At 66.3% G+C, this 24,862-nt stretch carries 18 protein-coding genes; 7 read left to right on the forward strand and 11 right to left on the reverse strand.

Annotation, left to right across the window (positions count from 1 at the left end; all coding sequences use genetic code 11):
- Window positions 1-5: 5 nt before the first annotated feature.
- Window positions 6-920 carry a dihydrodipicolinate synthase family protein gene (locus GGR90_RS01535; protein ID WP_167918835.1) on the reverse strand — a complete coding sequence of 305 codons (915 nt, stop codon included), beginning with the start codon at window positions 918-920 and terminating at the stop codon, window positions 6-8.
- Between the two features lie 69 nt (window positions 921-989).
- On the opposite strand from GGR90_RS01535, the gene GGR90_RS01540 reads away from it, so the two are divergent.
- From GGR90_RS01540 to GGR90_RS01550, 3 genes are read left to right on the forward strand one after another with little or no spacing between them, the layout of a single operon-like run.
- The gene (locus GGR90_RS01540; protein WP_167918837.1) at window positions 990-2,210 is read left to right on the forward strand and encodes an FAD-dependent oxidoreductase; all 1,221 of its coding nucleotides are present in this window, start codon (window positions 990-992) and stop codon (window positions 2,208-2,210) included.
- A gap of 5 nt (window positions 2,211-2,215) precedes the next feature.
- The gene (locus GGR90_RS01545) at window positions 2,216-3,394 is read left to right on the forward strand and encodes a M24 family metallopeptidase (protein ID WP_167918839.1); all 1,179 of its coding nucleotides are present in this window, start codon (window positions 2,216-2,218) and stop codon (window positions 3,392-3,394) included.
- A complete protein-coding gene (locus tag GGR90_RS01550) occupies window positions 3,391-4,260 on the forward strand; it encodes a glycoside hydrolase (protein WP_245198350.1) in 870 nt (289 codons plus the stop codon). The genes GGR90_RS01545 and GGR90_RS01550 overlap by 4 nt, the downstream gene beginning before the upstream one ends.
- 3 nt (window positions 4,261-4,263) lie before the next feature.
- Here the strand turns inward: GGR90_RS01550 and GGR90_RS01555 are convergent, their stop codons facing one another.
- The 7 genes from GGR90_RS01555 to GGR90_RS01585 are packed head-to-tail and all read right to left on the reverse strand — an operon-like array spanning window position 4,264 to window position 14,562.
- On the reverse strand, window positions 4,264-5,847 hold the full coding sequence (locus GGR90_RS01555; protein WP_167918841.1) for a family 43 glycosylhydrolase: 1,584 nt from the start codon (window positions 5,845-5,847) through the stop codon (window positions 4,264-4,266).
- Window positions 5,828-7,615, reverse strand: a complete 1,788-nt coding sequence (locus GGR90_RS01560; RefSeq protein ID WP_167918843.1) for a DUF885 domain-containing protein — start codon at window positions 7,613-7,615, stop codon at window positions 5,828-5,830. The genes GGR90_RS01555 and GGR90_RS01560 overlap by 20 nt, the downstream gene beginning before the upstream one ends.
- Window positions 7,587-8,615 carry an Ldh family oxidoreductase gene (locus tag GGR90_RS01565; protein WP_167918845.1) on the reverse strand — a complete coding sequence of 343 codons (1,029 nt, stop codon included), beginning with the start codon at window positions 8,613-8,615 and terminating at the stop codon, window positions 7,587-7,589. The genes GGR90_RS01560 and GGR90_RS01565 overlap by 29 nt, the downstream gene beginning before the upstream one ends.
- A complete protein-coding gene (locus GGR90_RS01570; protein ID WP_167918847.1) occupies window positions 8,612-10,996 on the reverse strand; it encodes a glycoside hydrolase family 127 protein in 2,385 nt (794 codons plus the stop codon). The genes GGR90_RS01565 and GGR90_RS01570 overlap by 4 nt, the downstream gene beginning before the upstream one ends.
- A 49-nt stretch (window positions 10,997-11,045) precedes the next feature.
- Complete coding sequence (locus GGR90_RS01575; protein ID WP_167918849.1) at window positions 11,046-11,969, reverse strand: Gfo/Idh/MocA family protein; 924 nt, start codon at window positions 11,967-11,969, stop codon at window positions 11,046-11,048.
- A complete protein-coding gene (gene araD1 / locus GGR90_RS01580) occupies window positions 11,970-12,950 on the reverse strand; it encodes an AraD1 family protein (protein ID WP_209023526.1) in 981 nt (326 codons plus the stop codon).
- 34 nt (window positions 12,951-12,984) lie between these two features.
- The gene (locus GGR90_RS01585; protein WP_167918851.1) at window positions 12,985-14,562 is read right to left on the reverse strand and encodes an aldehyde dehydrogenase (NADP(+)); all 1,578 of its coding nucleotides are present in this window, start codon (window positions 14,560-14,562) and stop codon (window positions 12,985-12,987) included.
- A 77-nt stretch (window positions 14,563-14,639) separates the two neighbouring features.
- Between GGR90_RS01585 and GGR90_RS01590 the strand changes: the two genes are divergently transcribed.
- Complete coding sequence (locus GGR90_RS01590; RefSeq protein ID WP_167918853.1) at window positions 14,640-15,512, forward strand: SMP-30/gluconolactonase/LRE family protein; 873 nt, start codon at window positions 14,640-14,642, stop codon at window positions 15,510-15,512.
- Here GGR90_RS01590 and GGR90_RS01595 read toward each other — a convergent pair.
- On the reverse strand, window positions 15,509-16,855 hold the full coding sequence (locus GGR90_RS01595) for a sugar MFS transporter (protein WP_167918855.1): 1,347 nt from the start codon (window positions 16,853-16,855) through the stop codon (window positions 15,509-15,511). The two genes, GGR90_RS01590 and GGR90_RS01595, sit on opposite strands and share 4 nt — an antisense overlap.
- Window positions 16,856-16,985: 130 nt before the next feature.
- On the opposite strand from GGR90_RS01595, the gene GGR90_RS01600 reads away from it, so the two are divergent.
- A complete protein-coding gene (locus GGR90_RS01600; protein ID WP_167920756.1) occupies window positions 16,986-18,122 on the forward strand; it encodes an aldose epimerase family protein in 1,137 nt (378 codons plus the stop codon).
- Window positions 18,123-18,140: 18 nt separating this feature from the next.
- The gene (locus tag GGR90_RS01605) at window positions 18,141-19,940 is read left to right on the forward strand and encodes an IlvD/Edd family dehydratase (RefSeq protein ID WP_167918857.1); all 1,800 of its coding nucleotides are present in this window, start codon (window positions 18,141-18,143) and stop codon (window positions 19,938-19,940) included.
- A gap of 7 nt (window positions 19,941-19,947) precedes the next feature.
- Here GGR90_RS01605 and GGR90_RS01610 read toward each other — a convergent pair whose 3' ends face one another.
- Complete coding sequence (locus tag GGR90_RS01610; protein ID WP_167918859.1) at window positions 19,948-20,706, reverse strand: FadR/GntR family transcriptional regulator; 759 nt, start codon at window positions 20,704-20,706, stop codon at window positions 19,948-19,950.
- Between the two features lie 129 nt (window positions 20,707-20,835).
- On the opposite strand from GGR90_RS01610, the gene GGR90_RS01615 reads away from it, so the two are divergent.
- Window positions 20,836-23,616: a DUF5695 domain-containing protein gene (locus GGR90_RS01615; protein WP_342449870.1), complete on the forward strand. Its 2,781-nt coding sequence runs from the start codon at window positions 20,836-20,838 to the stop codon at window positions 23,614-23,616.
- 91 nt (window positions 23,617-23,707) lie between these two features.
- Here the strand turns inward: GGR90_RS01615 and GGR90_RS01620 are convergent, their stop codons facing one another.
- Window positions 23,708-24,805 (reverse strand): fatty acid desaturase family protein, encoded by a 1,098-nt coding sequence (locus tag GGR90_RS01620; protein WP_167918861.1) that lies wholly within the window; start codon window positions 24,803-24,805, stop codon window positions 23,708-23,710.
- Window positions 24,806-24,862 lie beyond the last annotated feature (57 nt).

Consider the following 24,862-nt stretch of genomic DNA (forward strand, 5'->3'; position numbering starts at 1 on the left):
CGGCCTCAGGCCGCTTTCGCGCTGACCGCGGCCGGACGGGTGGCAGCCGCCTGTTCCACCATCGCGATCACCTCGGCCCGGCGCTCGCCGACGAGCGGCAGGCGCGGCGGCAGCACCCGCTCCGAACCGCGGCCCATGACCTGTTCGGCGAGCTTGATCGACTGAACGAGGTCATGCTCGGCATCAAGGTGGAGCAGCGGCATGAACCAGCGATAGATTTCCAGCGCCCGCGCATGATCGCCGCGTTCGAACGCCGCGACCAGTTCGACCGACTCCTTCGGGAACGCGTTGGTCAGGCCCGAAACCCAGCCCTGCGCGCCAAGATACAGTCCCTCGAGCGCGACGTCGTCGAGCCCCGCGAACAGGACATAGCGATCGCCGAACGCGTTGCGGAAATCGGTGAAGCGGCGCGTGTCGGGAGCCGATTCCTTGACCGCGACGATATTTTCGACGTCGACCAGTGCTTCGAGCACCGCCTTGTCGATCACCGTGCGATAGGCGGGAGGGTTGTTATAGAGCATGATCGGCAGCCCGGTCCGCTCCGCCACCCCTTTGAAATGGGCGACCAGTTCGTGCGCCTGCGGGACATAGACCATCGGCGGCAACAGCATCAGGCCGTCGGCCCCCGCCTGTTCCGCCGCCGCGGCATAACGCACCGCGCGGCGCGTATCATATTCGGATACGCCGGTGATCACCGGCACGCGCCCCGCCACCACTTCGACGATGGCCGACAGAACGGCGATCTTTTCGTCATATTCCAGCGAGTTATTCTCGCCCACCGTGCCCAGCGCGATGATGCCGGTCACTCCGTCGCGAATAAGATCGTCGACCACGCGCTGCGTATCCGCCAGATCGATCGACAAATCTTCGCGCAGCTGCGTCGTCACTGCCGGAAAAACGCCCTTCCAACCAATCGTCATGTGAAATCCTGCTCTTGAACCTGAATATCGTATACGGTACACAATATCGCATTGCAAGAGAGGATCGTTGTGCGCATCAATATCATCGGCGGCGGTATCGTGGGACTCTGTTCGGCCGTGGCGCTGGCCGAGGCTGGCCACCGCGTCACGATCATCGACGACGATGCGAGCCGCCATGCCGCCTCATGGGGCAACGCCGGCCATATCGCGACCGAGCAGGTGGCGCCGCTCGCCTCGCCGGCTTCCTTGCGCACCGCCTTTCGGCGCCGGTTCGCGGCGGGTGGGCCGCTCGACCTGCCATTGTCGGGCGTTCGCCACTGGCTCGGCTTTCTTCCCCGCTTCCTCGCCGCGGCAAGGCCTTCGGCATTTCGCAGCGGCAGCGCCGCGCTCGGGTCCCTGCTCTATCCGGCGTTGCCCGCCTGGCGACGCATGGTCGGGCTGGCCGGCAAGCCGATGCTGCTTCGCGCCGACGGCCATTATGTCTTGTGGGAAAGCGCCGCGACCGCGCAGGCCGGCGCCGCCGCCTGGCATGCAGCCGAGATCGGCACCGCCAGCCTTCACGCAATGGAAGCGGCCGAGATGGCGCGCCTAGCGTCGCTGGTCGGCGTGCCGATCGCGTACGCGGTGCGATTTAACGGCAGCGGGCAAATCGCCGACCTCGGGGCGCTGGCCGACGCACTGGAGGAAGCGTTTCGCGCGCGAGGCGGAACGATCGAGCGGTCACCGGCACGGCTTGCGATCGATGACGGCCGGGCGCGCGTCGAGGGACATGATGCCGACATCATCGTCGTCGCGGCGGGGGTGCGCAGTCGCGCCTTGATGGAACAGGCCGGCCATGTCGCCCCGCTGATCGCCGAGCGCGGTTATCATATCCGCGCCGCGGCGGGAGAATGGCCGGCCGACCTTCCGCCGCTGGTGTTCGAAGACCGCGCGATGATCGTCACGCGCTTCGCCGACACGGTGCAGGCCGCGAGCTTCGTCGAATATCATTCTCCCGATGCGCCGCCCGATCCGCGCAAATGGGACCGGCTGGAACAGCATGTCCGCGAACTTGGATTGCCGCTCGCCCCGCCCTTCACCCGCTGGATGGGCGCCCGTCCGACGCTGCCCGATTATCTGCCCGCGATCGGCCGGTCGCGGCGCGTCGGCAATCTGGTTTATGCCTTTGGCCACCAGCATCTGGGTTTGACGCTCGCAGCGGTGACCGGCGAACTGGTGCGAACCCTGATCGAACAGGAAACCCCGATGGTCGACCTGACGCCATTCGACCTCGCCCGCTTTGGAGAATGAAGACGATGACGATTGGATGTTCGACGACCGAGATCGAGCTCGCGAGCCTTGCGCCATGGGCGTCGCCCGCGCCTCCGGTCGGCGCCGCCGAACGGCGCACACGCATAGCGTCAGCGCAAGCGCGGATGGCGGAGATCGGCGCGGACGCCCTGCTCGTCAACGCGGGGGCGAGCCTGCGTTATTTCACCGGCGTCGCGTGGTCGCCATCCGAGCGACTGGTGGCGATGCTGCTCCCCGTAGCGGGCGAGCCGAGAATCATCTGCCCCGCGTTCGAACAGGGATCGCTGGTCGCCGAACTCGCGATCGCCGCCGATCTGCTGCTTTGGGAGGAGGATGAGGATCCCGTCCAACTGGCCGGCAAGCTGCTGGCGCCGGGCGACACGCTCGCGATCGATCCCTTATTGCCTTTCGCCGTCGGCGAACGGCTGCGGCGTTCCTTCGCGCTCGTCGACGGCTCGCCCGCCATCGACGGGCTGCGCATGATCAAATCGCCGTCCGAACTCGCACTGATGCGACAGGCAAAGGTAATGACGCTGGAGGTCCACCGGCGCGCGGCGCGGATATTGGCGCCCGGGATTCGGGCCAGCGAGGTCAAGCTTTTCATCGACCGGGCCCACCGCGCACTGGGCGCCGGCGGATCGAGTTTTTGCGCCGTACAGTTCGGGCGCGCGACCGCCTTTCCCCATGGATTGCCCGAGGATCAGGCGCTGCAGGAGGATGAGCTCGTCCTGATCGATACGGGCTGCACGGTCGACGGCTATCACAGCGACATTACCCGCACCTATGCCTTTGGCGCCGTCGAACCCGAAATCCGTGAGATGTGGGATCTCGAAAAGGAGGCCCAGGCGGCCGCCTTCGACGCCGCGCGGCCGGGCGCGTCATGCGAAAGCGTCGATGCCGCCGCACGTCAGGTACTGGAGCGCGCGGGACTCGGTCCCGATTATCGATTGCCCGGCCTGCCGCACCGCACCGGGCATGGGATCGGCCTTTCGATCCACGAGCCCGCCTACCTCGTGCGCGGCGACCGGACGCCGCTGGCGCCGGGCATGTGCTTTTCGAACGAGCCCATGATCGTCGTCCCCGACCGCTACGGCATCCGGCTCGAAGATCATTTCCACGTCACCGAGACGGGCGCCGCCTGGTTCACCGAGCCCCAGCATTCGATCGATCGGCCGTTCGCATGAAGCGCCTGCTCATCGCCGGTTGCCTGCTCGTTGCGGGCTGCACCGAAGCGCGCCCGGTCATCGGCCCGCCACCGCCCGCGCTCGCGCTCGACCCCTTCTACACCAAGTCGGTAACCGCGGCCGGCATTCCGATCAGCGCGTCGGACGCGGTGCCCGACGAGGCCCTGTTCATCGCCCGCCGGATCGTGCTGGCGATGCTCGAAAAGCGTCCCGATCTGGCGCGGGCGCTCGTATCGGCCGGGCAGCGCGTGATGATCATGGGCGTCGACGAGCGGACCACCGACGTGCCCGAACAGCGCGATTGGAAAAAGCCGGCGATCGACGATCCGCGGCTTACGCTTTGCGAACGCAAATATTATGCGGAACGGATCGGGCGGCTGTCCGACAGCGAATATTGGAACAAGCGCGCGCGGGGCATGGGCGGCCTGCTGACCAGTGGGGCGACCGAAAATCTTCTGGCCATGCCCGGCACCCGCTATTTTGGCGAAACCATCTTGGTCCACGAATTCTCGCACGCGATCTTCGACGCGATGGAAACCGCCGACCCCGAATTGTTCGCGCAAGTCCGGAAAGCCTATGCACAGGCCATGGCCAAACATCTTTGGGACGGCCAATATGGCGCGACGACGGCGCATGAATATTGGGCCGAGGGCACGCAATTCTGGTTCAATTCGAACAAGCTCGCCGTCATCGACAGCAAGCAAATCCTGTCCGACGCCGACCTCAGCCGACACGATCCCGCGCTCGCGGCGGCGCTGAGGGCGGTTTATGGCGATCGGCATCGCTTGCCGGGCGATCCCTTCTATCGCCACCCGGCCCGCGTTCCGGGCGGCCCGCCATCGCAAAGCACCGGCGAGGCCTGCTAGGGTTCATCCTTCGCAGGGCGCGGCACGTTCGTCCGGTTCGGCGGATGGCGCCGCTGCGCGGGGCGCGAGGGCTTCCCACTCCTGCACGCCGACACCGGCATGGGTGTCGCCCTCGCCCGACGCATCGAACACCGCGCGCACGCAGCGTGTCGTGACTGCCGCGAATTCGACCGCCTGAAATTGTCCGGGCACGGCGCCATAGGGGCCGGCGCCGCGAACGCGCTTCCATCCCTTGTCCCAATATTCCAGGTGCCACGCGCGCGGCGGCGCCACGCCGACGCTCGCGCCCGCCGGCTGGTCGGCAAAGAACCAGATCCGACTGCCGGTCAACGTCACCGGGCGGTGCCAGCGATATTCGATCCACGGCCGCGCGGGATTCTTGCCGGTCCAGCTGCCCCACATTTCGGGGGGCAGCGGATTTTTCCGGACCTTGCCGTCATTCAGCGCCCGGATCCAATATTGCACCGGAATCGGCTCGTTCGACGCGGCGGCGCCCGCGGCGCCCGCGACGTTGCGCGTCGGCGCTGCCGCGGGCATCGGCGCGCGGGTCTGTGCGACGGGCCGGATCGCCGCGGGCGAAACGCTGTCGTCCCATTCGAGCCGGTCGAGCGCGACCGACCGGCGGAAATGGCCGCCATCCCTGGCGTCGGCGGTATGATAGGCCAGATACCATTGCCCGTCGAATTCGACCGCGCCGGCATGGCTGGTGGTCGACGAAACGGGTTTCAGGACCACCCCCCGCCACGTCCACGGCCCCAAGGGCGAGGGGGCGGTGCCATAGGCCTGACAGGCGTGATAGACGGCGGGCGTGCACGGGCTGTCGGGACCGGCATTGTTGCCTGCGTAGAGCATGTAGTAAACGCCCTTGCGCTTCATCAGCCACGGCGCCTCGAAGAAACCCATCAGCCCTTCGATGATATGCTCGGGGCTTGCGGGCGTTACCATGTCGCGCGCCAATTCCATGCCGCGCAGCTGCCCGAAGGTGCCCCAATAAATATAGACCCGGCCGTCGTCGTCGACCAGCACGGTCGGGTCGATATTCTGAATATCGTTCGCTTGCGGCACCCGCTGCGAGATGATCGGGCCCGCGGGATGCGCGTCGCGCCAGGGGCCGAGCGGCGTATCGGCGACCGCGACGCCGATCGCGAAGCGGTCTTTCGCGCCGCTGTCCTCTTCGATGACCGAGGCATAGAAATAGAAGCGCCCGTCGCCGCCCTCGACCACCTGCCCGGCATAGGCGCGGCCGGGTTCCGCCCAGGCGAATATGGCGTCGGGCCGCATCGTTGCCGGATAATGCCGCCATTGCCCCGAAGCGGGGCTCTGCGTCGCCAGCATCTGCCACTCGTTCATTATGAAGTCGTTGACGTCGGGCGGCGCTTCGTCGCGTCCCGCCAGGATGTAGAGCGTATCCCCGACCACCAGCGGCGCGGGGTCGGTCGAATAATAGCGCCCGTCGGCAAGGATCGGATTGCCCTTGCTGACGATCGCTTCCGGCTCCGGCGCGTCTTGCGCGAGGCTGGCCGAAGGCAGGATGAAGGCCAGAGCGACGAGGCTTGCTCCCCTCACCTCACCCTTCCTCGTCGTCATAGGGGCCTTTTCCGCCGTCGGCGATCAGCTGGTCGACGCGGCGATCGATCTCGGAAATCGGCACCGATCCGAGCGACAGCACGGCATCGTGAAAGGCTTTCAGGTCGAACTTCGACCCCAGCCGCTGTTCGGCGCGCCGGCGTGCGTCGATAAAGGCGAGTTCGCCGATATAATAGCTGAGCGCCTGTCCGGGCCACGCGATGTAGCGATCGACTTCGGTCTCGATCTCATGCTCGGCGAGCGCGGTGTTGTCGTGGAGATAGCGCTGCGCCTGTTCGCGGCTCCACCCCTTCGCATGAAGCCCGGTATCGACGACCAGCCGCGACGCGCGCCATGCCTGATAGGACAGCATGCCGAAGAGCTCATACGGCGTTTCATACATCCCCATTTCCTCGCCCAGCGTTTCGGAATAGAGCGCCCACCCCTCGCCATAGACCGACAGATAGGTGTCGCGCCGGAACGCGGGCAGATCCTTGTTCTCCGCGGCGAGCGGCATCTGGAAGGCGTGGCCCGGGGCGCTTTCGTGGAGCGTCAGCGCGGGCAGCGAATAGAGCGGCCGCGATGGCAGGTTCCATGTGTTCACCAGATAGATGCCGGGGCCCCCGCGACCGCCGGTATAGAAGGGCGCAAGCTCGTCGGGCACGGGCTCGATCGCGAACCGGCTGCGCGGCAGACGCCCGAAATATTGCGCGGCCTTGCCGTCGAACCGCTTCGCGATCCACGCCGCGCGATTGAGCAGCTCTTGCGGCGTCTTCGCGTAAAATTGCGGGTCGGTGCGCAGGAAGTGCAGAAAAGCGGGGAGATCGCCCTTGAACCCGACCTCGTCCATGACGGCCTGCATCCGCGCCCGGATTTTCTTCACTTCCGCAAGGCCGATGGCATGGACCTGATCGGGCGTCAGGTCGCGGGTGGTGAATTCGGCGATCTTCGACTGATAATAAGCGCGGCCGTCGGGCAGGTCATAGGCTGCCAGGCTTTTGCGCGCGCCGGGAATATATTCGTCGCGCAGGAAGACCAGCAGTCTGGCATGAGCCGGCACCACCGCCTCGCGGATCGCCGCCGCGCCCTCGGCCGTCAAGGCGGCGCGCCGTTCCGGTGAAATCGACACGGGCCATTCGCGGAAGGGCGCATAGAAGGGCGATTCTTCGACCGACTTCGCGCGGGCGACCTCGGCGACGCCGATGTCGCGCCCTTTCAATGTGATTTGCGAAGGGGTGAAACCGCGCTTCAGCCCGGCGCGCATATTGACCATCTGCTGATCGAAATAGCGCGGCATGTCGCGCAGCATCGCGATATATTCGCGGTAATCCGCCTCATCCTCAAACGTCGCGCGCGCCCAGCCGGCGACGCCGCCCCAGAAGCTGGAATCCGAATTCAGCGGCTTTTCGAACTCGCGATATGTCTGGGCATCGAGCAGCGCGGCGATCTGCCCCTTGTAGACCACATAATTGACCCGCTGCTCCGCCGACAGCGCGCCGGGGTCGATCGCATCCAGCGCCGCCGCGGTCCGGGTCCAGCGTTGCAGCCGTTCGGCCTGCGCCGCCGGACCGACATCGGGAAGCCGGCGCGGCGCGCCCTCCGCATCGTCTTCGCCCGGTGCGAACTGCGCCCGGCGCCACTCATATTCCGCGCTGGAAAGCGCCTCGAACCGTTCGTCGGCGCTGGTTTCCGCCGCCTTTACGCCCATTGTCGCCGCCATCGTTATCACCATCAGGATCACCAACCGCCAATATTTCACATCACTCTCCAATCCGCATGATGTCGTCATAGAGCCGCGCGGGAATCGTCACCCCGTTCGCGAGACTCTCCCGCCGCGCCGCGTAGCGACGCGACGACGGCAGGCGGGCGCCCTGCGCCTCGATCGCGGCGAACATCGCCTCCGCCCGCGCCATATGGTCCGATAGCGCCGCACCCAGAAAGGCGGCGGGGTCGATCGCAAGGATCAACTCCCCGCCCATCGGCGACCCGCCGCGCCCGCCGTCGAGCGCGATCGATTCGGCGCTCGTCAGGTCGCCGATCAATGGGCCGGCGAGCAGTTCAACCATCGCCGCGAGCGCCGACCCCTTGTGCCCCCCGAAGGTCCGCATCGCGCCGTCCAGCACCGCGGCGGCGTCGGTCGTCGGCCGCCCTTCGCTATCGACGCCCCAGTCACCCGGCACGGGCTCACCCGCCCGGCGGCGCAGTTCGATCTCGCCGCGCGCCGCCGCGCTGGTCGCGAAATCGAACACGAACGCCTCACGCCCGGGACGCGGCCATCCGAATGCGATCGGATTGGTGCCGAAAACCGGTTTTGCGCCCCCCGCCGGCGCGACCCAGGCGTGGCTGGGCGTGAAGGCGAGCGCGACCAAGCCATGATCCGCAAGCCGCTCGACCTCCGGCCAAAGCGCCGCGAAGTGGACCACATGATTGAGCGCGAGCGCCGCGATGCCCTGATCGCGCGCTTTTTGCACGAGCAGTGGAAGCCCGCGCTCGAAGGCGAGTTGCGCGAAGCCCCCGCCGCCATCGACGCGGACGACGCCCTTCGCGGGTTCGCTCGCCACCGGCACCGCATCCGGCACAACGACACCCCGGCTTATGCTGCTGGCTGCGACCAGCAGCCGATAGATGCCGTGACTGGTACAGCCATCGCGCTCGCCCGCGACCATCGTTTCGGCGACCGCGTCGGCGTGGTCGGTCGACAGACCCACCGCGCGCAGCTTTTTTCGCGCCAGCTCGCGCAGTTCGTCCAGCGTCATCCGCACGCCGTCGCCGGCGGCGGCGATGTTCATGCCGCGATGCCGGGTTTGGCGGTGACGAGGCGGATGCCGAAGACCGGCCCCGCGGTGCTGCGATCGTGCGGCACGACGCGGACGCGGACCGACGCCTTGCCCTGGGTCAGCGCGGTCGGCACCGGATATTCGACGTCGAAGAATTTGCCCGGTGCATCATGGCCGAGCCGCTGGGTCGCGATCCGCTGCCCATCGATCAATATATCGAAGGCGCGCGGCCGCTCGTCGCCCCAATAGGTCGCCTGAAGGACCAGCGGCCCCGGCTTCACCTTCATGTTGAATTCGAAGAAGCCGCCCGACCGGGCGTCGCGTCCCTGACGGCCACGATAGGTCACGGGGTAGCTGATGTCGCTCGTCAGGTCATGGTCGCGCTCGGGCTGCATTTCGCCGAGGAACATGACGTCGACCGAGCGGGCGGCGAGATCCTTCAGCCGCGCCTGTTCCGCATTATAGCTCGCTTCCTCGCTTTGCCACGCCGCTTCGGTGAAACGCTTGAAATAGACGGCGCTGCGGCGTTCATACTGGCGATAGAAGGGCACGAAACCGAGGTCGGCGGGCCGAACCACACCGCGCGTTCCATAGATCGCCCGGTCGGCCGCGACCGGCGAAAAGCCGGTGAGCAAGTCGGCGCCGACGAGCGCGGGGTCGGCGCGCTCCCATTTCTGTTCATTGGGCCCCAGATCGGCGGCGAGCACCAGCGGGCCGCGCAGCACCGACACGACGCTGTCGTCGCCCGGCGTCGCTTCGAGCCGCAAGTCGAGCGGCAGCGTGATCGCGACGATGTCGCCCGCCTTCCAGCGGCGGGACACCACGGCATAGCCGCGCGTGAAGGCGGGCGTCGCCGCCTCGCCGTTCACCGTCACCTCGGCCTTGCCGGCGGCCCAGCCGGGCACGCGCAGCGCGACCGGGAAGGTTCCCGAACGCAGCGTGTCGAACCGGAGCGTCGACGTAGCCCCATAGGGGTAGCTGGTATCGAGCGTCACGCCCGCCTTGCGCGCGGCCCAATCCACCGTCGCGGGGATATAGAGATTGACGTAGAAGGTCCCGTCCTCGCCTTCCCAAAAGATCGAATCGCCATGCTTGGCATGGCTTTCCATCCCCGAACCGACACAACACCAGAAAGCGTCGTCGTCGGTCGTCGAATAGCCGCGCTCGGTCCCCGACATCAGTGGGGTCATATAGGTAAAGCCGCCGGTCGCCGGGTTCTGCGCCGCCATGACATGGTTGAGATGCGCGCGTTCATAATAGTCGAAGAAGGCGCCTTCGGGCTCCCACGTCCACAAATGCCGCGTCAGTTTCAGCATATTATAGGTGTTGCAATGCTCGCACGTCGCCTCGGTGATATGCCGGGCGGTCGTGTCGGGTTCGAAGAAATATTCGCGGTCGGCATTGCCCCCGATCACATAGCTGTGATGGTGGACGACGCGGTCCCAGAAGAAGGAGGCGGCGGTCGCCTTCGCCGGTTCGCCCGTCAGTTCGTGAATCCGCGCGAGGCCGATCAGCTTGGGCACCTGGGTGTTGGCGTGGAAATTGGCGAGCTTGTCCTCGCGCGCGGCGAGCGGACCCAGAACGCGCTTGTCATAGAAAAGCTCGGCCATCGCGAGCCACCGCTTGTCGTTGGTGCGCGCATAAAGTTCGGCGAAGCTTTCGTTGATCCCGCCATATTCGCAGGCGAGAACCTCCTGAACCTGCGCGGGGGTCAGCGCGGTCATCACGCCCTCGAAATAGCCGGCGAATCCGGTCGCGACGTCCAGCGCCTTGCGACTGCCCCACGCGCCATGGATGTCGAGCAGGCCCGCGAACAATTTGTGGATGGTATAGAATGGCGCCCACGACCCGTTGAGATCGAAGCCGCCCGAGCGGATATCGCCCTTTTTGATTTCGTCGAAAATCTCGACGCCATCGACGATCGTGCCGTCCTTGCGCTTGCGTCCGAGACCGCCGAAATAACCATTGCCGCGCGCCGCCTGGGTCGCGGCAAGCTCATCGACGATATAGTCGGCGCGGCGGCGCATTTCGGCATCGCCCGTCTGTTGCCAGGTCAGCACCAGCGCGGTCATATAATGGCCCAGCGTATGCCCCGCGATCGTGTCGCTTTCCCAGCCGCCATAGATCGGCGCCTTTGGCTCCATCCCCGCATAGGCGCGGAAATTGTGGAGCAGGCGATCGGGGTCGAGGCGGTGGAGGTAGTTGCGGTTCACTTCGACCGCCGTCGCGAAATCGGACGGTTTCAGGCGCACCGCGCCAAGGGGGAGCGGCCGCGCCTTGCCGTGCAGATTGACCTTGCCACCCGCCGCGAGGGCGCCCGTCGCATGCGCAAGGATGGCGAAGGTGCCGACGCCGAACATCAGCTGCCGGCGACTGGTTTCCCGAAATAACATAACCGCTCCCATTTTGAATATCGTATACCATCATACAGGAACGCGGCTGTCAATCCTCAAATGGCGCCGCGCCGATCCGGCGGCAACGCATGAAGGCGTCGGCCACAAGGCGGAGCGGGGTCCGGTCCACATCGCTGCGCGCTTCGCGGATCAGGCGCGCAAAGCGGGCGTAAATCTCGGGATATTCGCGCTCGGCGCCGACGTCGTGCCCGGTGCCGTCGATCGCCAGCCGCGCGCCTCCGGCGCCGAGGCACAGCGTGCCGGCGTCGGTTTCGGCGGTGATGTCCCAGGTTTGCGGCCCCTGTTGGCGCCAATCGAAAACGGCATGCACCGGGGCGCCGTCGATGCCGACCATCTCGAGCTGCGCGGCGATCGGCGCCGCGCGGTTGGATGGAATTTCCAGCCGCCCATCGCGCAAATGGAAATGCCGCGGCAGGACGTGGGTGGCGATCGACAGCGCGTTGATGCCGGGATCGAACACGCCGAAGCCGCCGGGCTCCCATATCCATTGCTGGCCCGGATGCCACCGGCGGACATCCTCTTTCCAGACGATATCGACGCGATGGATATGGCGTTCGGCGAGCCAGGCGCGCGCTGGAGCGACGCCGGGGGCGTAGCGCGAATGCCACGCGGCGAAGAGTGTCGTATCGGACGCTTCGGCGAGCCGCGTCAGCGCCTCGACCTCCGCCAGCGTCGCCCCGGGCGGTTTTTCCAGCAGCACATGCTTGCCGGCGCGGATCGCTTTTGCCGCCGCCTCGAAACGGGCCTGCGGCGGCTGGCACATGGCGATGGCGTCGATTGCTACACCGGCACCCAGCAGCGCATCCACCGTCTCGAAGACCGGTATCCCGTCGATCGTGCCGGAAAGGCTCGCCGCCGCGACCAGTTCGAATTCGTCCGACGCCGCGATGGCCGGAATATGCTGGTCATGCGCGATCTTACCGAGACCGACGATGGCGACCCGAACGGCCATCTAGAGTGCTTTCACCGCGGCGGCCGGCGACGCCGCCCGGACGATCGGGTTGCGGACCGGCAGCGTGAACGGCGCCGCCTCGATCTCGAACACATCGCCCTCGCGCGTTTCGATCCCGTCGCTGCATGACAGGGTCGCGGTGCCGAAGAAATGGACATGCACGTCGCCGGGACGGCGGAACAGGCCATATTTGAAATGATGGCGCTCGAGGTTGGCGATGCTGTGCGACATATTGTCTTCGCCCGACAGAAAGGGCTTTTCCCACAGCGTCCGGCCCTCGCGTACGATGCGGCTGACCCCCTCGACATGCGCGGGCAATTCGCCGACGAGCAGTTCGGGACCCAGCGCCGCAGGGCGCAGCTTCGAATGGGCGAGCCACAGATAATTGCCGCGCTCGGTCACATGGTCCGAAAATTCATTGGCGAGTGCATAGCCGAGACGGACCGGCGTGCCGTCGCCGGCGATCAGATAGATGCCGGCGATCTCCGGCTCTTCGCCCGCGTCGAGCGCGAAATCGGGCGACAGCAGCGGCGCGCCCGGGGCGACGAGCGAGGATCCGTCGCCCTTATAGAACCATTCGGGCTGGGCCCCTTGGGCCCCGTCGGCGGGCTTGCCGCCTTCGACCCCCATCAGGAACATCTTCATCGAATCGGTCTGATGCGCCGCATCGTCCAGCGCCCGGTGCATCTTGTCGCGGCCCTCGGCCGAACCGAGATGGGTGAGGCCGGTGCCGCTGAGCAGCAGATGGGCGGAATCCTCATGGTCGATCGGCGCGAGCAGTTCGACCGCCGCGAGATCGACCGGCGGCCCGTCGCCGAGCGCCCGGGTCAACGCATCCAGAGTGGTTCCTTCGGCCAGCGCACGGCGGGCGAGCGCGAGCGTGCTCGACACACCGGGAAGCCTCGACGCCGCTCGCCCGTCGCGGATCACCGCGACCCCCCGGTCGCCGTCGGCGCCGCGAAATTGCACCAAAGAAATCATCAGCTTGCTCTCCTTATCGCCTTCCCTTGCCGCCTCAGGCGAGCGTCAGCACGCCATCGACGCGCCGCGGGGCGCCATATGGATTGTCCTGCCGCAGCGCCGCGGGCAGCAGGTGGTCGGGCAGATTCTGGTAACAGACGGGCCGCAGGAACCGCATGATCGCCAACGCCCCGACCGATGTGGTGCGACTGTCGCTGGTGGCGGGAAACGGACCGCCGTGAACCATCGCGTGGCAGACTTCGACGCCCGTCGGCCACCCGTTGGCGAGGATTCGCCCGGCTTTGCGCGCGAGCAACGGAATCAGCGGAGCGACCAGTTCCTCATCGGCCTCGTCGAACAACAGCGTCGCGGTCAATTGACCTTCAAGACCGCCGACAAGCTGTGCGATCTCGGCCGGATCGGCCGCGCGAACCACGATCGACGACGAACCGAACACTTCGTCGCCGAGCGCCGGGTCGCGCGCGAAAGCGGCGGCGTCGGTGCCGAAAAGCGCCGCCTGCGCCTGATTTTCACCCTCTCCCGCCGGACCGCGCGCCACGGTTTCGACCGCGTCATTCGCGCGCAATGCGTCAACGCCCCGCCCGAAGGCCGAATGAATAGCCGGGGTCAGCATCTGCTGCGCGGGCGACTGGCCAAGCGTCGCGGCCGCCGCACCGACGAAGGCGTCGAGGTCGCTTCCGTCGAGCGCGATCACCAGACCGGGGTTCGTGCAGAATTGGCCCGCTCCCATCGTCAGCGACGCCGCATAGGCTTCGCCGAGCGCAGCGCCCCGCGCCTTCGCGGCGGCGGGAAACAGGACGACCGGATTGATGCTCGACATTTCGGCATAGACCGGGATCGGCTCGGCGCGCTCGCTCGCGATGCGCACCAGTGCGAGGCCGCCGCCGCGCGATCCGGTGAAGCCCACCGCCTTGACGCGCGGATCGGCGACCAGCGCGGCGCCGAGTTCGTTGGTCGTGCCAGGCAGATAGGAAAATACGCCTTCGGGCATGCCGCAACGCTCCGCGGCCCGGCGAATCGCGCGGGCGACCAGTTCGCCGGTTCCCGGATGCGCGGGGTGCCCCTTCACGATCACCGGGCAGCCCGCCGCAAAGGCCGAGGCCGTGTCGCCGCCCGCGACCGAGAAGGCGAGCGGGAAATTCGACGCGCCGAACACCGCAACCGGCCCGAGCGCAACGTTGCGGCGGCGCAAATCGGGGCGGGGCAGCGGAGCGCGGTCGGGCTGGGCCGGGTCGATGGTGACGTCGAGCCATCCGCCTTCGCGCACGACCGAGGCGAACAGGCGGAGCTGGCCGATCGTGCGTCCGCGCTCACCCTCCAGCCGCGCGCGCGGCAACCCGCTTTCGCGCATCGCGCGTTCGATCAGCGCATCCCCGATGGCGGCGATTTCTTCGGCGATGGTTTCAAGGAACAGCGCGCGCGCTTCGGGCGCGGTTTCGCTGAAGATCGCAAAAGCCCCGTCCGCCAGCGCGGCGGCATCGGCGACGTCGGCGGCCCCGGCTTCGTGGAAGTCCGGGCCGATATTCCGTCCGGTTGCCGGATCGACCGCGGCGAAGCCCGCCTCGCCGACGCGGTCCGCGGATCCCACAAGGATGGCGCCTGTAATTTCCATGATGCACTCCAATAAGTCTGACAGTATACTATTATGCCCCGATTGCAGATTGCCGGCGCAGCGTCAAGGAGAGGATAATGATAATCACGGCCGTTTCACCTGCCGGAGCGACGCTTGGCGAAGGCGCGCTATGGGATCCCGATCGCGAAATCCTGTGGTGGATCGACATCAAGGCGCCGGCTCTGCACGCGCATCATGTCGCCAGCGGCGCCAACCACCGGCAGTCCCTGCCTTTCCGCCTGACCGCGCTCGGGCTGACGCAGGACGGGATGCTGGTCGCGAGCGGCGACCCGGGTTTCGTACGGCTTTCCATCGCCGACGATCTCTCGGTTTCCGTTTGCGACATCCTTGCGACGGTCGATGAACCCGCCGGCAATCGTTTCAACGACGGCAAGGTCGATGGCGCGGGCCGCTTCTGGGCCGGAACGATGGACGATGCCGAAGCGGCGGCGCGCGGGTCGCTCTACCGGCTCGACCCGGACGGAAGCGTTACGCGGGTCCGCAGCGGCATGATGGTGCCCAACGGACCGACGTTCCTCGCCGATGGCACCATGCTCGTCACCGACTCGGCGGCGCGGCACATCGCCGCGGTCACGCTCGACGCCAGCGGTAACCCCGTCACCGAACGGCCTTTCGCCGCCTTCACCCCCGAACAGGGCTATCCCGACGGCATGACGGTCGATGCCGAGGATCATGTCTGGATCGCCTTTTGGGACGGATGGTGCCTGCGCCGCCCGTCGCCCGAAGGCCGGATCGTGCGCGAGATCCCCCTGCCCGTTCAGCGCCCGACCTGTCCGGCATTCGGCGGGCGCGACCTCGACCGCCTCTATGTCACCAGCGCCACGGTCAGCCTGACGCCCGGGGCGCTCGCCCGGCAACCGCTGGCGGGGGCGCTGCTATGCCTCACCGGCGTAACAACCGGTCGCAGCCCCACCCGCTTCGCCGGTTAGGCCGCGTCGGAGGATGCCATTTCGGGGCGCCCCGGTTCGACAGCAGCCGGGGCATCGCCCGACACGAAGGGCTTTGCCCCCCACAGAGCATAGAAGAGAATATAAAGCTCGCACGCCGCGGTGAGCAGGAAGGACATCTGCAAGCCATAAAGATCGGCGAGCCAGCCCTGCACGATGACGAGCGCGCCGCCCGCGATCGCCATGATGAGCAGGCCCGACCCCTCTTCGGTCAGCGGGCCGAGGCCGCGAATGCCGAGCGCGAAAATGGTCGGGAACATGATCGAATGGAACAACCCCACGAGGATCAATGACCACATGGCGACGGGGCCGTGGGCGAAGACCGTCACCAGCATCACGATGAACGCCCCGATCGAGAAGGCCGCGAGCAAGGCTTCGGCGCTGACCCGCTGCATGATCGCCGCTCCCAAAAAGCGTCCGACCATCATCCCCGCCCACAGGAAGGTCAGATAATTGCCGGCCTGCTCATGCGTCAGGTTCGCGATGTCGGGCTGGCTGACGAAGTTGACGAACAGGTTGGCGACGCCGATTTCGGCGATCAGATAGATGAAGATGGCCGGGACACCCCACACGAGGTTGCGGTGCCGCCACAGCGAATGATTCTTGCGCTCTTCGCGGCTGACCCGGCTGGACGCCGCACCCATCGCGGGGAGCGGGAAGCGCGCGATGATGACCGCGAGCACGAGCAGCGCTACCGCCACAAGGCCGTAGGGAAGAATCACCGAATGCGCGTCGGCCAGCCGCTCCGCCTGGGTCAGCACCGTGCCGGCTTCCGCCGTGCCGCCCTTCGACCGGCCCAGAATCAGATAGGCGCCGAACATGGGCGCGAGCATCGTGCCGGCCGAGTTCATCGCCTGCACGAGGTTGAGGCGCGACGAGGCCGTTTCGGGGGCGCCCACCACGACGACATAGGGATTGGCGGCGACCTGAAGCAGACTGATGCCGCAGGCGATGATGAACAGCATGACCAGCGTCACGCCATAGGACGGAAGGCTCGCCGCCAGCATCATGCCCAGCGAGCCGGCCGCCATGATCAAAAGCCCGACCACCAGCGCCTTTTGATATCCGATGCGCTCGATCAGTTTCGCCGACGGGATCGAGGCGACGAAATAGGCGATGAACCACACCGATTCGATCAGCGTCGTTTGCGTGTAGCTGAGGTCGAACACGCTGCGCAGATGCGGCAGCAGCGTGTTGTTGATGACGGTGATGAACCCCCACATGAAAAAAAGGCTCGCCAGCAGCGTCAGCGCCGCCGTGTAGCTCTGCGCCGGGCCGACCGACGGGCTCCCGCTGTTTATGGGGGCACCGGATGGAACGGGCATGAACGACTTCTCCCTTTTTTATGCCGGCAGCGAAGCGGCTCCTTTACAACTTGTCTGACTGTATACTATCTGAAGTAATCGTCAATCGGTGAGGAGATAGCCCATGCGCGTCGTCAACAGCAGGAAGAAGATGGCGAAACTGTTCGCGACATGCGCCGCCTTCACCGCGACGACCGTCGCGGCGAACGCCCATGCGGCGACCGCCGAGCGGTCCGAACTCGGCAAATTGGCTGACGGCCGGACCGTCGAGACGATCACGCTCGCCAATGAAGCGGGGGTGAAGGCGCGTATCATCACCTATGGCGCGACGCTTCAATCGCTCGAAGCCCCCGACCGCACGGGGGCGGTCGCGGACATCATACTCGGCTATGACGACCTTGCGGGCTATGTCGACAAGCCCAATTATTTCGGCGTCACCGTCGGCCGCTATGCCAATCGTATCGCGGGCGGCCGCTTTGTGCTCGATGGCCGGTCCTTCCAGCTTCCGCTCAACAACGGCCCCAACTCGCTGCACGGCGGCACGAAGGGTTTCGACAAGAATTTGTGGACGATCGCATCGGTCGAGAGCGGACCGACCGCCAGCGTCACGCTGACGCTGACCAGCCCGGCGGGCGATCAGGGTTATCCGGGCACGCTCGACGTCATCGTCACCTATTCGCTCGATCGGGCGGGGGCGCTGACGATCGATTTCGGCGCGAAGACCGATGCGCCGACGATCGTCAATCTGACCAATCACGCGATTTTCAATCTGGCGGGCGAAGGCGCGGCGCGCGGTATCCTCGATCACAAGCTGACCGTCGCGGCGCAGCGTTACACGCCGGTGAACGATGCGCTGATCCCGACGGGCGCGTTGAAGCCGGTCGCGGGCGGCGTGTTCGACTTCACCGGCGGGCGGATCATCGGCGACGGCATCCGCGACGGCCGCGATCCGCAGATCGTCGCGGGCCGCGGATATGATCATAATTTCGTGCTCGACAAGGGCGTCACCGGCCAGCCCGAATTCGCCGCCCGGCTCGAAGACCCGGTATCGGGCCGCGTGCTCGAGGTGTTGACCACCGAGCCGGGCCTGCAGGTCTACACCGGCAACTTCCTCGACGGCACGCTCGTCGGCAAGCGCGGCCATCTCTACCGCATGGGCGACGGCATCGCGCTGGAACCCCAGAAATTTCCCGACACGCCCAACCAGCCCGCCTTCGGATCGGCGCGGGTCGACCCCGGCAAACCCTATCATCACCGCATGATCTACCGCGTCTCGACGACGCGCTGATCGCAGGAGCAAGAGTCCATGTCCGACGCCCCGGTCCCCCCGCAGCTGCGTAGCCGCGCCTGGTTCGCGAACGACGAGAATATCGACATGACGTCGCTGTATCTCGAACGCTACCTGAACTTCGGGCTCAGCCTCGACGAACTGCGCTCGGGCAAGCCGATCATCGGCATCGCGCAGACCGGATCGGACCTGTCGCCGTGCAACCGGCATCATCTGGTGCTGGCCGAACGCGTCCGCGAAGGCATTCGCGAAGCGGGCGGGATCGCGCTGGAATTCCCGGTCCATCCGATTCAGGAAACGGGAAAGCGCCCGACGGCGGGGCTCGACCGCAACCTCGCCTATCTGGGGCTTGTCGAAGCCTTATACGGCTATCCGATCGACGGCGTGGTGCTGACGACGGGATGCGACAAGACGACGCCCGCGTGCCTGATGGCGGCGGCGACGGTGAACCTGCCCGCCATCGCGCTGTCGGTCGGCCCGATGCTCAACGGATGGCACAAGGGCGAGCGGACCGGATCGGGCACCATCGTCTGGAAGGGCCGGCAGATGCTGGCGGCCGGAGAGATCGACGAGGAGGGCTTTATCAAGCTCGTGGCTTCGTCGGCGCCATCGACGGGCTATTGCAACACGATGGGCACCGCGACGACGATGAACTCGCTGGCCGAGGCGCTGGGCATGATGCTTCCCGGATCGGCGGCGATCCCGGCGCCCTATCGCGACCGGCAGGAAGTCGCTTACCTCACCGGCAAGCGCATCGTCGAAATGGTGGCCGAGGATCTGAAGCCGTCGGATATTATGATGCGCGAGGCGTTTTTGAATGCGATCGTCGTCAACAGCGCGATCGGCGGATCGACCAACGCCCCGATCCATCTCGCCGCCATCGCCCGGCATATCGGCGTCGAGCTGACGTTGAACGACTGGCAGGAGCATGGGCACAAGATCCCGCTGCTCGTCAATTTGCAACCCGCCGGCGAATATCTGGGCGAGGATTATTATCGCGCGGGCGGGGTGCCCGCGGTGGTCGCGCAGTTGATCGGGCAAGGGCTGATCCACGAAAATACGATGACCGTGAACGGCCGCACCATCGGCGAAAATTGCCGCGGCGCCGAGATCGAGGACGAAAGGGTCATCCGCCAATTCGATCGGCCACTGGTCGCCGATGCCGGCTTCATCGTGCTCAAGGGAAATTTGTTCGACGCCGCGATTATGAAGACCAGCGTCATCGGCGACGAGTTTCGGACTCGCTACCTTTCGAATCCCGACGATCCCGACGCTTTCGAGGGGCCGGCGATGGTGTTCGAGGGTCCCGAGGATTATCACCGCCGTATCGATGACCCCGCGCTCGGCATCACCCCCGACACTTTGCTGTTCATGCGCGGCGCCGGTCCGATCGGATATCCCGGCGCGGCGGAGGTCGTGAACATGCGCCCGCCCGCCTATCTGATCCGCGAAGGCATCGGCGCCCTGCCCTGCATCGGCGATGGTCGTCAGTCGGGCACATCGGGTTCGCCGTCGATCCTGAACGCCTCGCCCGAAGCGGCGGTGGGCGGCGGCCTCGCGCTGCTGCGCACCGGCGACCGGGTCCGCATCGACCTCAGCCGCGGTACGGTCGATGTGCTGATCGATCCGGAGGAGCTGGAGCGGCGGCGGCAGGATCTCGCCGATGCCGGCGGCTTCGCTTATCCCGCGTCGCAGACGCCGTGGCAGGAGATTCAGCGCCGGCTCGTCGGGCAGATGGATAGCGGTGCCATCCTCGAGGGCGCCGAAAAATATCAGCGCATCGCCCAGACCGCGGGGCTGCCGCGCGACAGCCATTGAGGCCCTCTCAGTCCGACTGCAATGAAATTTCCGTATCGATCAGCGCGAGCCGGATAAGCTCCGCCATGGCCGCGCGGGCGGCGCGCGGATCGCCCGCGGCCACCGCGTCGAACAGGGCGCGGTGGTCGGGAATGGGGTCGCGGGGCAGCTCGCGTTTGCGCTGCTTGTAGATGGTGGTCCACGCGATCGCCGCCATGATCGAACTGGCCAGCGCGATCACCGCATCGTTGCGGCTCGCCTCCAGCATGATCATGTGGAACTGCTGGTCGGCGAGACGCCCGGCGTCGGTCGCCAGCCCGTGGCGCGCCATCGCGTCGAGCGCGCTGCGCATCGCCTGCACCTGCTCCTCGGTGCGGCGCTCCGCCGCCAGTTCGGCGGCGCTCGGTTCGACGATCATCCGCAGTTCGAACAGGTCGTGAAGGAATTTCAGGCTCGGCTCGGCCTCGAACTGCCAGGCGAGCAGGTCGGGGTCGAGGAGGCTCCACTGGCGCCGCGGGCTGACCCGCGTCCCCGCCTTGGGGCGACTGTCCACCAATCCCTTCGCCGACAAGGTGCGGAACGCCTCGCGCAGCGCCGAGCGCGAAATGCCGATCTGTTCGGCATATTCGATTTCGCCCGGGAACATATGCCCTTCGGGCAGCTCGCCGGTGAGGATCTGGACCGCCAATTGCTGCGCCAGTGAGCCCCGCAATCGCTTGCCATTGCCTTGCTGGATAAGCGCTCCCGCGACGGGCTTGAGCGCAAAACTCTTGATCTGTCTGTCCATTGCCACGTCTTCCAACTCCCCGGCCATCCTGTCCAGCGTCATTTTGCAATCAAGTCTTACAATATACCGTATATTATCCCTTGAAGTCTGACTATCCTTTGCTATGCCCGATGAAGCGGGAGAGAAGCAGTGAATCAGGACAGAGTGACAAAATGGCGCCGCGGCAAGGCGGCTTTTTCGGCGGCACTGCTCGCGAGCGGCGGACTCGCGCTGGTCGCCGCCACCCCCGCGCTGATCGCGCAGGAGCCGCCGAAGCCCCAGCCCAAGCCGATCGCGACGAGCGAATATCGGGTCGGGGATTTTGTCGTCGCGCTGCGCACCGACACGCAGACGCTGGCGCGGCTTTCGCCGGGCGCCGAGCCGGGGTTCAGCTTCGTCCCGACCGCGCGCGAGGCCGAAAGGGCCGGCGACGGCTATAATCATATCGGCGACCTCAACCTGCGCGTGCGAACGCCCGGCGGGACATGGCGCGACTTCGCATCTGCCCAGACGCGCCGCGCGATCCGTCCGCTGCCCGCGGGCGGAACGACGATCGCGGCGGCCGACATCACCGCGAGCATGGGCCGCGACGCGCCGTTCAGCGTCGAGCGGCGCTGGTTCGACGACAAGGGGCTGCTCGGGCTCTCCTTCCGCATCGCGAACCGGTCGGATCGACCGCTCGAGATCGGAGCGCTCGGGATGCCGATGGTCTTCGACAATATCTTGATCGATCGAAGCCTCGACCAGGCGCATACCCAGGCAAGCTTCGTCGATCCCTATATCGGCCGCGACGCCGGCTATCTGCAGGTCACGCGCCTCAACGGCCACGGCCCCGCGCTGCTCGTCCTGCCGCGCGGCAAGGGCAGCGCGCTCGAGGCCTATAGCCCGCTCAAGAACCCGCGCGAAGCCGAACCCGGTTCGATCTTCACCGACAAAAGCCCGCGCGGGCAGACGTCCGAAGGCTTCTATGACTGGACGGTCCATTCGGCGGGTCTTGCCGAACGCGAATGGAAAGATGTCGGCGAGCAGTGGAATATGCCGACCAGTCGCACCCTTGCCCCGGGCGAAGCGATCGAGGTGGGCGTCCGGCTGGTCCAGGCGCCGTCGATCCGCGCGATCGAATCCACGCTGATCGCCAACAAACGCCCGGTGGCCATCGGCATACCCGGCTATGTCGTGCCGATGGACCAGCAGGCGAGCCTGTTCGTCAAGGCGCCGAGCCGGATCGTATCGATCAAGAGCCATCCCGCGGGTGCGGTCGAAGCCACAAGCGCGGGCAGCGTCAAGGGCTGGGCGCGTCTGGCGATCCGCGGGCGGCAGTGGGGCCCGGTCCGGCTGACCATCGCCTATGCCGACGGCACCAAACAGACCGTCAGCTATTATGTCACCAAGCCCGCGGACGAGGCGGTCGCCGATCTCGGCCGTTTCGCGACCACCAAGCAATGGTATGAGGGCCGGAACGATCCGTTCGGCCGGTCGCCGGCGATCCTGACCTATGACAAGGAGGCCAAGAAGATCGTCGATGTCGAACCGCGCGTCTGGATCGCGGGGATGAGCGACGAAGGCGGCGGCGGCAGTTGGGTCGCGGCGGCGATCAAGCAGCTCGACAATCCCGATGCCGCCGAGGTTGCGAAAATCGAACGGCTTGTCGATGAAACGGTGGTCGGCAATTTGCAGGTCGCCGACGGGCCCAAGGCCGGGGCGGTCAAGAAGAGCCTCTTTTACTATGACCCGGCAAAATTCCCCGAGGCATATGACGCGTTTCCCGCCGATAAATGGAAAAGCTGGACCTCATGGGACGCCAAGGGCGCCGGCGACCTTGGCCGCGCCTATAATTATCCGCATGTCGCGATCGGCCACTGGGTGCTGTACCGGACGGCGCGCAACCACCCCGGCCTCGTCAAGCGGCACGACTGGCGCTGGTATCTGGAAAAGGCGCATCAGACCACGGTCGCGATGATGCGCGATGCGCCCTATTATGCCGAATTCGGCCTGATGGAAGGCGACGTCTTCGTCGATATATTAAAGGATCTGAAGCGCGAGGGGATGACGGCCGAGGCGGCCGAGATGGAAGCGCTGATGAAGAAGCGCGCCGACCATTGGCGTACGCTCAAATATCCCTTCGGGTCCGAAATGCCCTGGGACTCGACCGGACAACCCGAAGTCTATGCCTGGATGCGCTATTTCGGCTTCGCGCCGCAGGCCGAGGCGACGCGCGAGGTGATCCTGGGCTATGATCCGACCATCCCGAGCTGGGCCTATAATGGCAACGCCCGCCGCTATTGGGATTTCCTCTATGGCGGCAAATATGCGCGGATCGAGCGGCAGATCCATCATTATGGTTCGGCGCTGAACGCGGTGCCGCTGTTCGACGCCTTCCGGCGCGATCCCGCCGATCTTCACCTGCTGCGCGTCGCCTATGGCGGAATGATGGGCGGCATCACCAACATCGACCAGGAGGGCTTTTCCTCCGCGGCGTTCCATGCCTGGCCCGATATGATGAAATGGGATCCTTATAGCGGCGATTATGGGATGGGATTTTACGGCCATGCGATCGCGTCGGCGACCTATGTCGTCGATGACCCGACGTTCGGCTGGCTGGGCTTTGGCGGCGACGTGACCGCGGCGAAGGGCAGCATATCCATCACCCCCAAAGACAGCGCGCGGGCGCGGCTGTTCATCGCGCCGGCCGGACAGTGGATCACGCTGGAAGCGGGCAAGATCGCGCGTGCGACCTATACGCCCGCGACGGGACGGATCGAGCTGACGCTCGACCCCGCCAACCGGCATACGCCGCACGCCCGCCTGTTCGTCGAGGCGACGACCGAGGCGGCACGGCCCATGACCGTCGCCGGGGCGAAGGCGGAGCGCGGAGGCTTCACCATCCCGCTCGCGGCGGAGCCCGTTACCATCGCGCTGACCCCGCGCTAGGGGCGTCTATTAGGGCTTTGTCGATCAGCCGGCGGCGGACGATCGCGCGCGCGGCGCCGGCCTGACGGAGCCCGTCCCGGCTTCACCAGATTCAGGCCGCGCCGCCCCGCGCCGAACCCGCGACCAAGTTCATTACCAGCTTGGGCAGGCTTTCATAATTCGCGCCATGATATTGCGAATCCGCCGGCAGCGCGTCCTTCAGTCGGCGGTGCGCCTCCGCGAGCGAATGATAGGGTACGCCCGGCAACAAATGATGCAGCGCATGATAGCGCAGCCCCACCGGCGCCCACAGCTCGGGCAGCAGACCCGGCGGCGGGACGTTGACGCTGTCGAGGAACTGGCCGGTCACCGTCAGCACTTCGCCGTCATTTTCCCAAAGATGCGCGACGAGCGTGCGGATCTGGTTGAGCACCAGGGTAGCAGCCGCAATCGCGCCGAAGATGATCAATGCGCGCAGCGGCACCCAGCCGAAGACGCCCGCGGCGATCAGCAGCGTCGACCACGCCCAGGCCCCGCCTTCCTGCCACGCCCACTGGCGGCGGAACTCGCCTTCGGGCGGCTTGCGGCGGAACAAAGGGTTGATGATCATCCCCGAATAGCGTTCGACGACGATCCGGCGCAGCGGCGGGATCAGGAAGGAGAGCGGGGTGAGCACCGCATAGCGGAAGACGAGCGCGAGCGGCGCGAAGGCCGCGGCGACGACGAACAGCGGCACCGTCCACGGCTTCATCAGCGCGAGCGGCAGATATTCGGGATCCTCGACCGTGCCATATTTGGTGCGGTTGTGGTGCAGACTGTGGATGCCCTCATACATGAAGGACGGGATGAGCAGCGGCACGCCGACGAGGATGTTCCAGCCGAGGCGGAACCCCGGCAGCGCGTTCTTGCGGATATGCGTCAGTTCGTGGATGAAGCTGCCGGCGCGGTAGAGCGCGACCACCGCAATGGCCGCCGCGACCAGCATCCACGCCGCCCCCGGCGCGAGGATCGCCGCCGCGATGCCCGCATAGCCGATCAAGGTCGAGGCGAGGAAGTCGGTCCAATAGATGCGCGCGCTCGGCTGCACGAGATCGCGCGTCAGCTCCGACGCCGCGCGGATCATCGCCATATCATCGGCGATTGCGGACTTTGCAACCGGCGCCGCGGCGGGCACCGACAGGCGGTCGACAAGGGTGTTCATCGCTAACATAGACCGCTCTTCATCATATTTTCATGGCAGCAAAATGGCCGAAAGCGGGTCGCCAGC

Origin of the sequence: Sphingopyxis italica, from assembly GCF_011926545.1 — a bacterium.
GTDB classification, from domain to species: Bacteria; Pseudomonadota; Alphaproteobacteria; order Sphingomonadales; family Sphingomonadaceae; genus Sphingopyxis; species Sphingopyxis italica.

What these genes read in the sequence shown, in the direction of transcription:
- GGR90_RS01535 (WP_167918835.1), bottom strand. Translation starts at nt 920, where the DNA reads ATGACGATTGGTTGGAAGGGCGTTTTTCCGGCAGTGACGACGCAGCTG.
- GGR90_RS01545 (WP_167918839.1), top strand. Translation starts at nt 2,216, where the DNA reads ATGACGATTGGATGTTCGACGACCGAGATCGAGCTCGCGAGCCTTGCG.
- GGR90_RS01550 (WP_245198350.1), top strand. Translation starts at nt 3,391, where the DNA reads ATGAAGCGCCTGCTCATCGCCGGTTGCCTGCTCGTTGCGGGCTGCACC.
- GGR90_RS01555 (WP_167918841.1), bottom strand. Translation starts at nt 5,847, where the DNA reads ATGACGACGAGGAAGGGTGAGGTGAGGGGAGCAAGCCTCGTCGCTCTG.
- GGR90_RS01560 (WP_167918843.1), bottom strand. Translation starts at nt 7,615, where the DNA reads ATGACGACATCATGCGGATTGGAGAGTGATGTGAAATATTGGCGGTTG.
- GGR90_RS01565 (WP_167918845.1), bottom strand. Translation starts at nt 8,615, where the DNA reads ATGAACATCGCCGCCGCCGGCGACGGCGTGCGGATGACGCTGGACGAA.
- GGR90_RS01570 (WP_167918847.1), bottom strand. Translation starts at nt 10,996, where the DNA reads ATGTTATTTCGGGAAACCAGTCGCCGGCAGCTGATGTTCGGCGTCGGC.
- GGR90_RS01575 (WP_167918849.1), bottom strand. Translation starts at nt 11,969, where the DNA reads ATGGCCGTTCGGGTCGCCATCGTCGGTCTCGGTAAGATCGCGCATGAC.
- araD1 (WP_209023526.1), bottom strand. Translation starts at nt 12,950, where the DNA reads ATGATTTCTTTGGTGCAATTTCGCGGCGCCGACGGCGACCGGGGGGTC.
- GGR90_RS01585 (WP_167918851.1), bottom strand. Translation starts at nt 14,562, where the DNA reads ATGGAAATTACAGGCGCCATCCTTGTGGGATCCGCGGACCGCGTCGGC.
- GGR90_RS01590 (WP_167918853.1), top strand. Translation starts at nt 14,640, where the DNA reads ATGATAATCACGGCCGTTTCACCTGCCGGAGCGACGCTTGGCGAAGGC.
- GGR90_RS01595 (WP_167918855.1), bottom strand. Translation starts at nt 16,855, where the DNA reads ATGCCCGTTCCATCCGGTGCCCCCATAAACAGCGGGAGCCCGTCGGTC.
- GGR90_RS01600 (WP_167920756.1), top strand. Translation starts at nt 16,986, where the DNA reads ATGGCGAAACTGTTCGCGACATGCGCCGCCTTCACCGCGACGACCGTC.
- GGR90_RS01605 (WP_167918857.1), top strand. Translation starts at nt 18,141, where the DNA reads ATGTCCGACGCCCCGGTCCCCCCGCAGCTGCGTAGCCGCGCCTGGTTC.
- GGR90_RS01610 (WP_167918859.1), bottom strand. Translation starts at nt 20,706, where the DNA reads ATGGACAGACAGATCAAGAGTTTTGCGCTCAAGCCCGTCGCGGGAGCG.
- GGR90_RS01620 (WP_167918861.1), bottom strand. Translation starts at nt 24,805, where the DNA reads ATGTTAGCGATGAACACCCTTGTCGACCGCCTGTCGGTGCCCGCCGCG.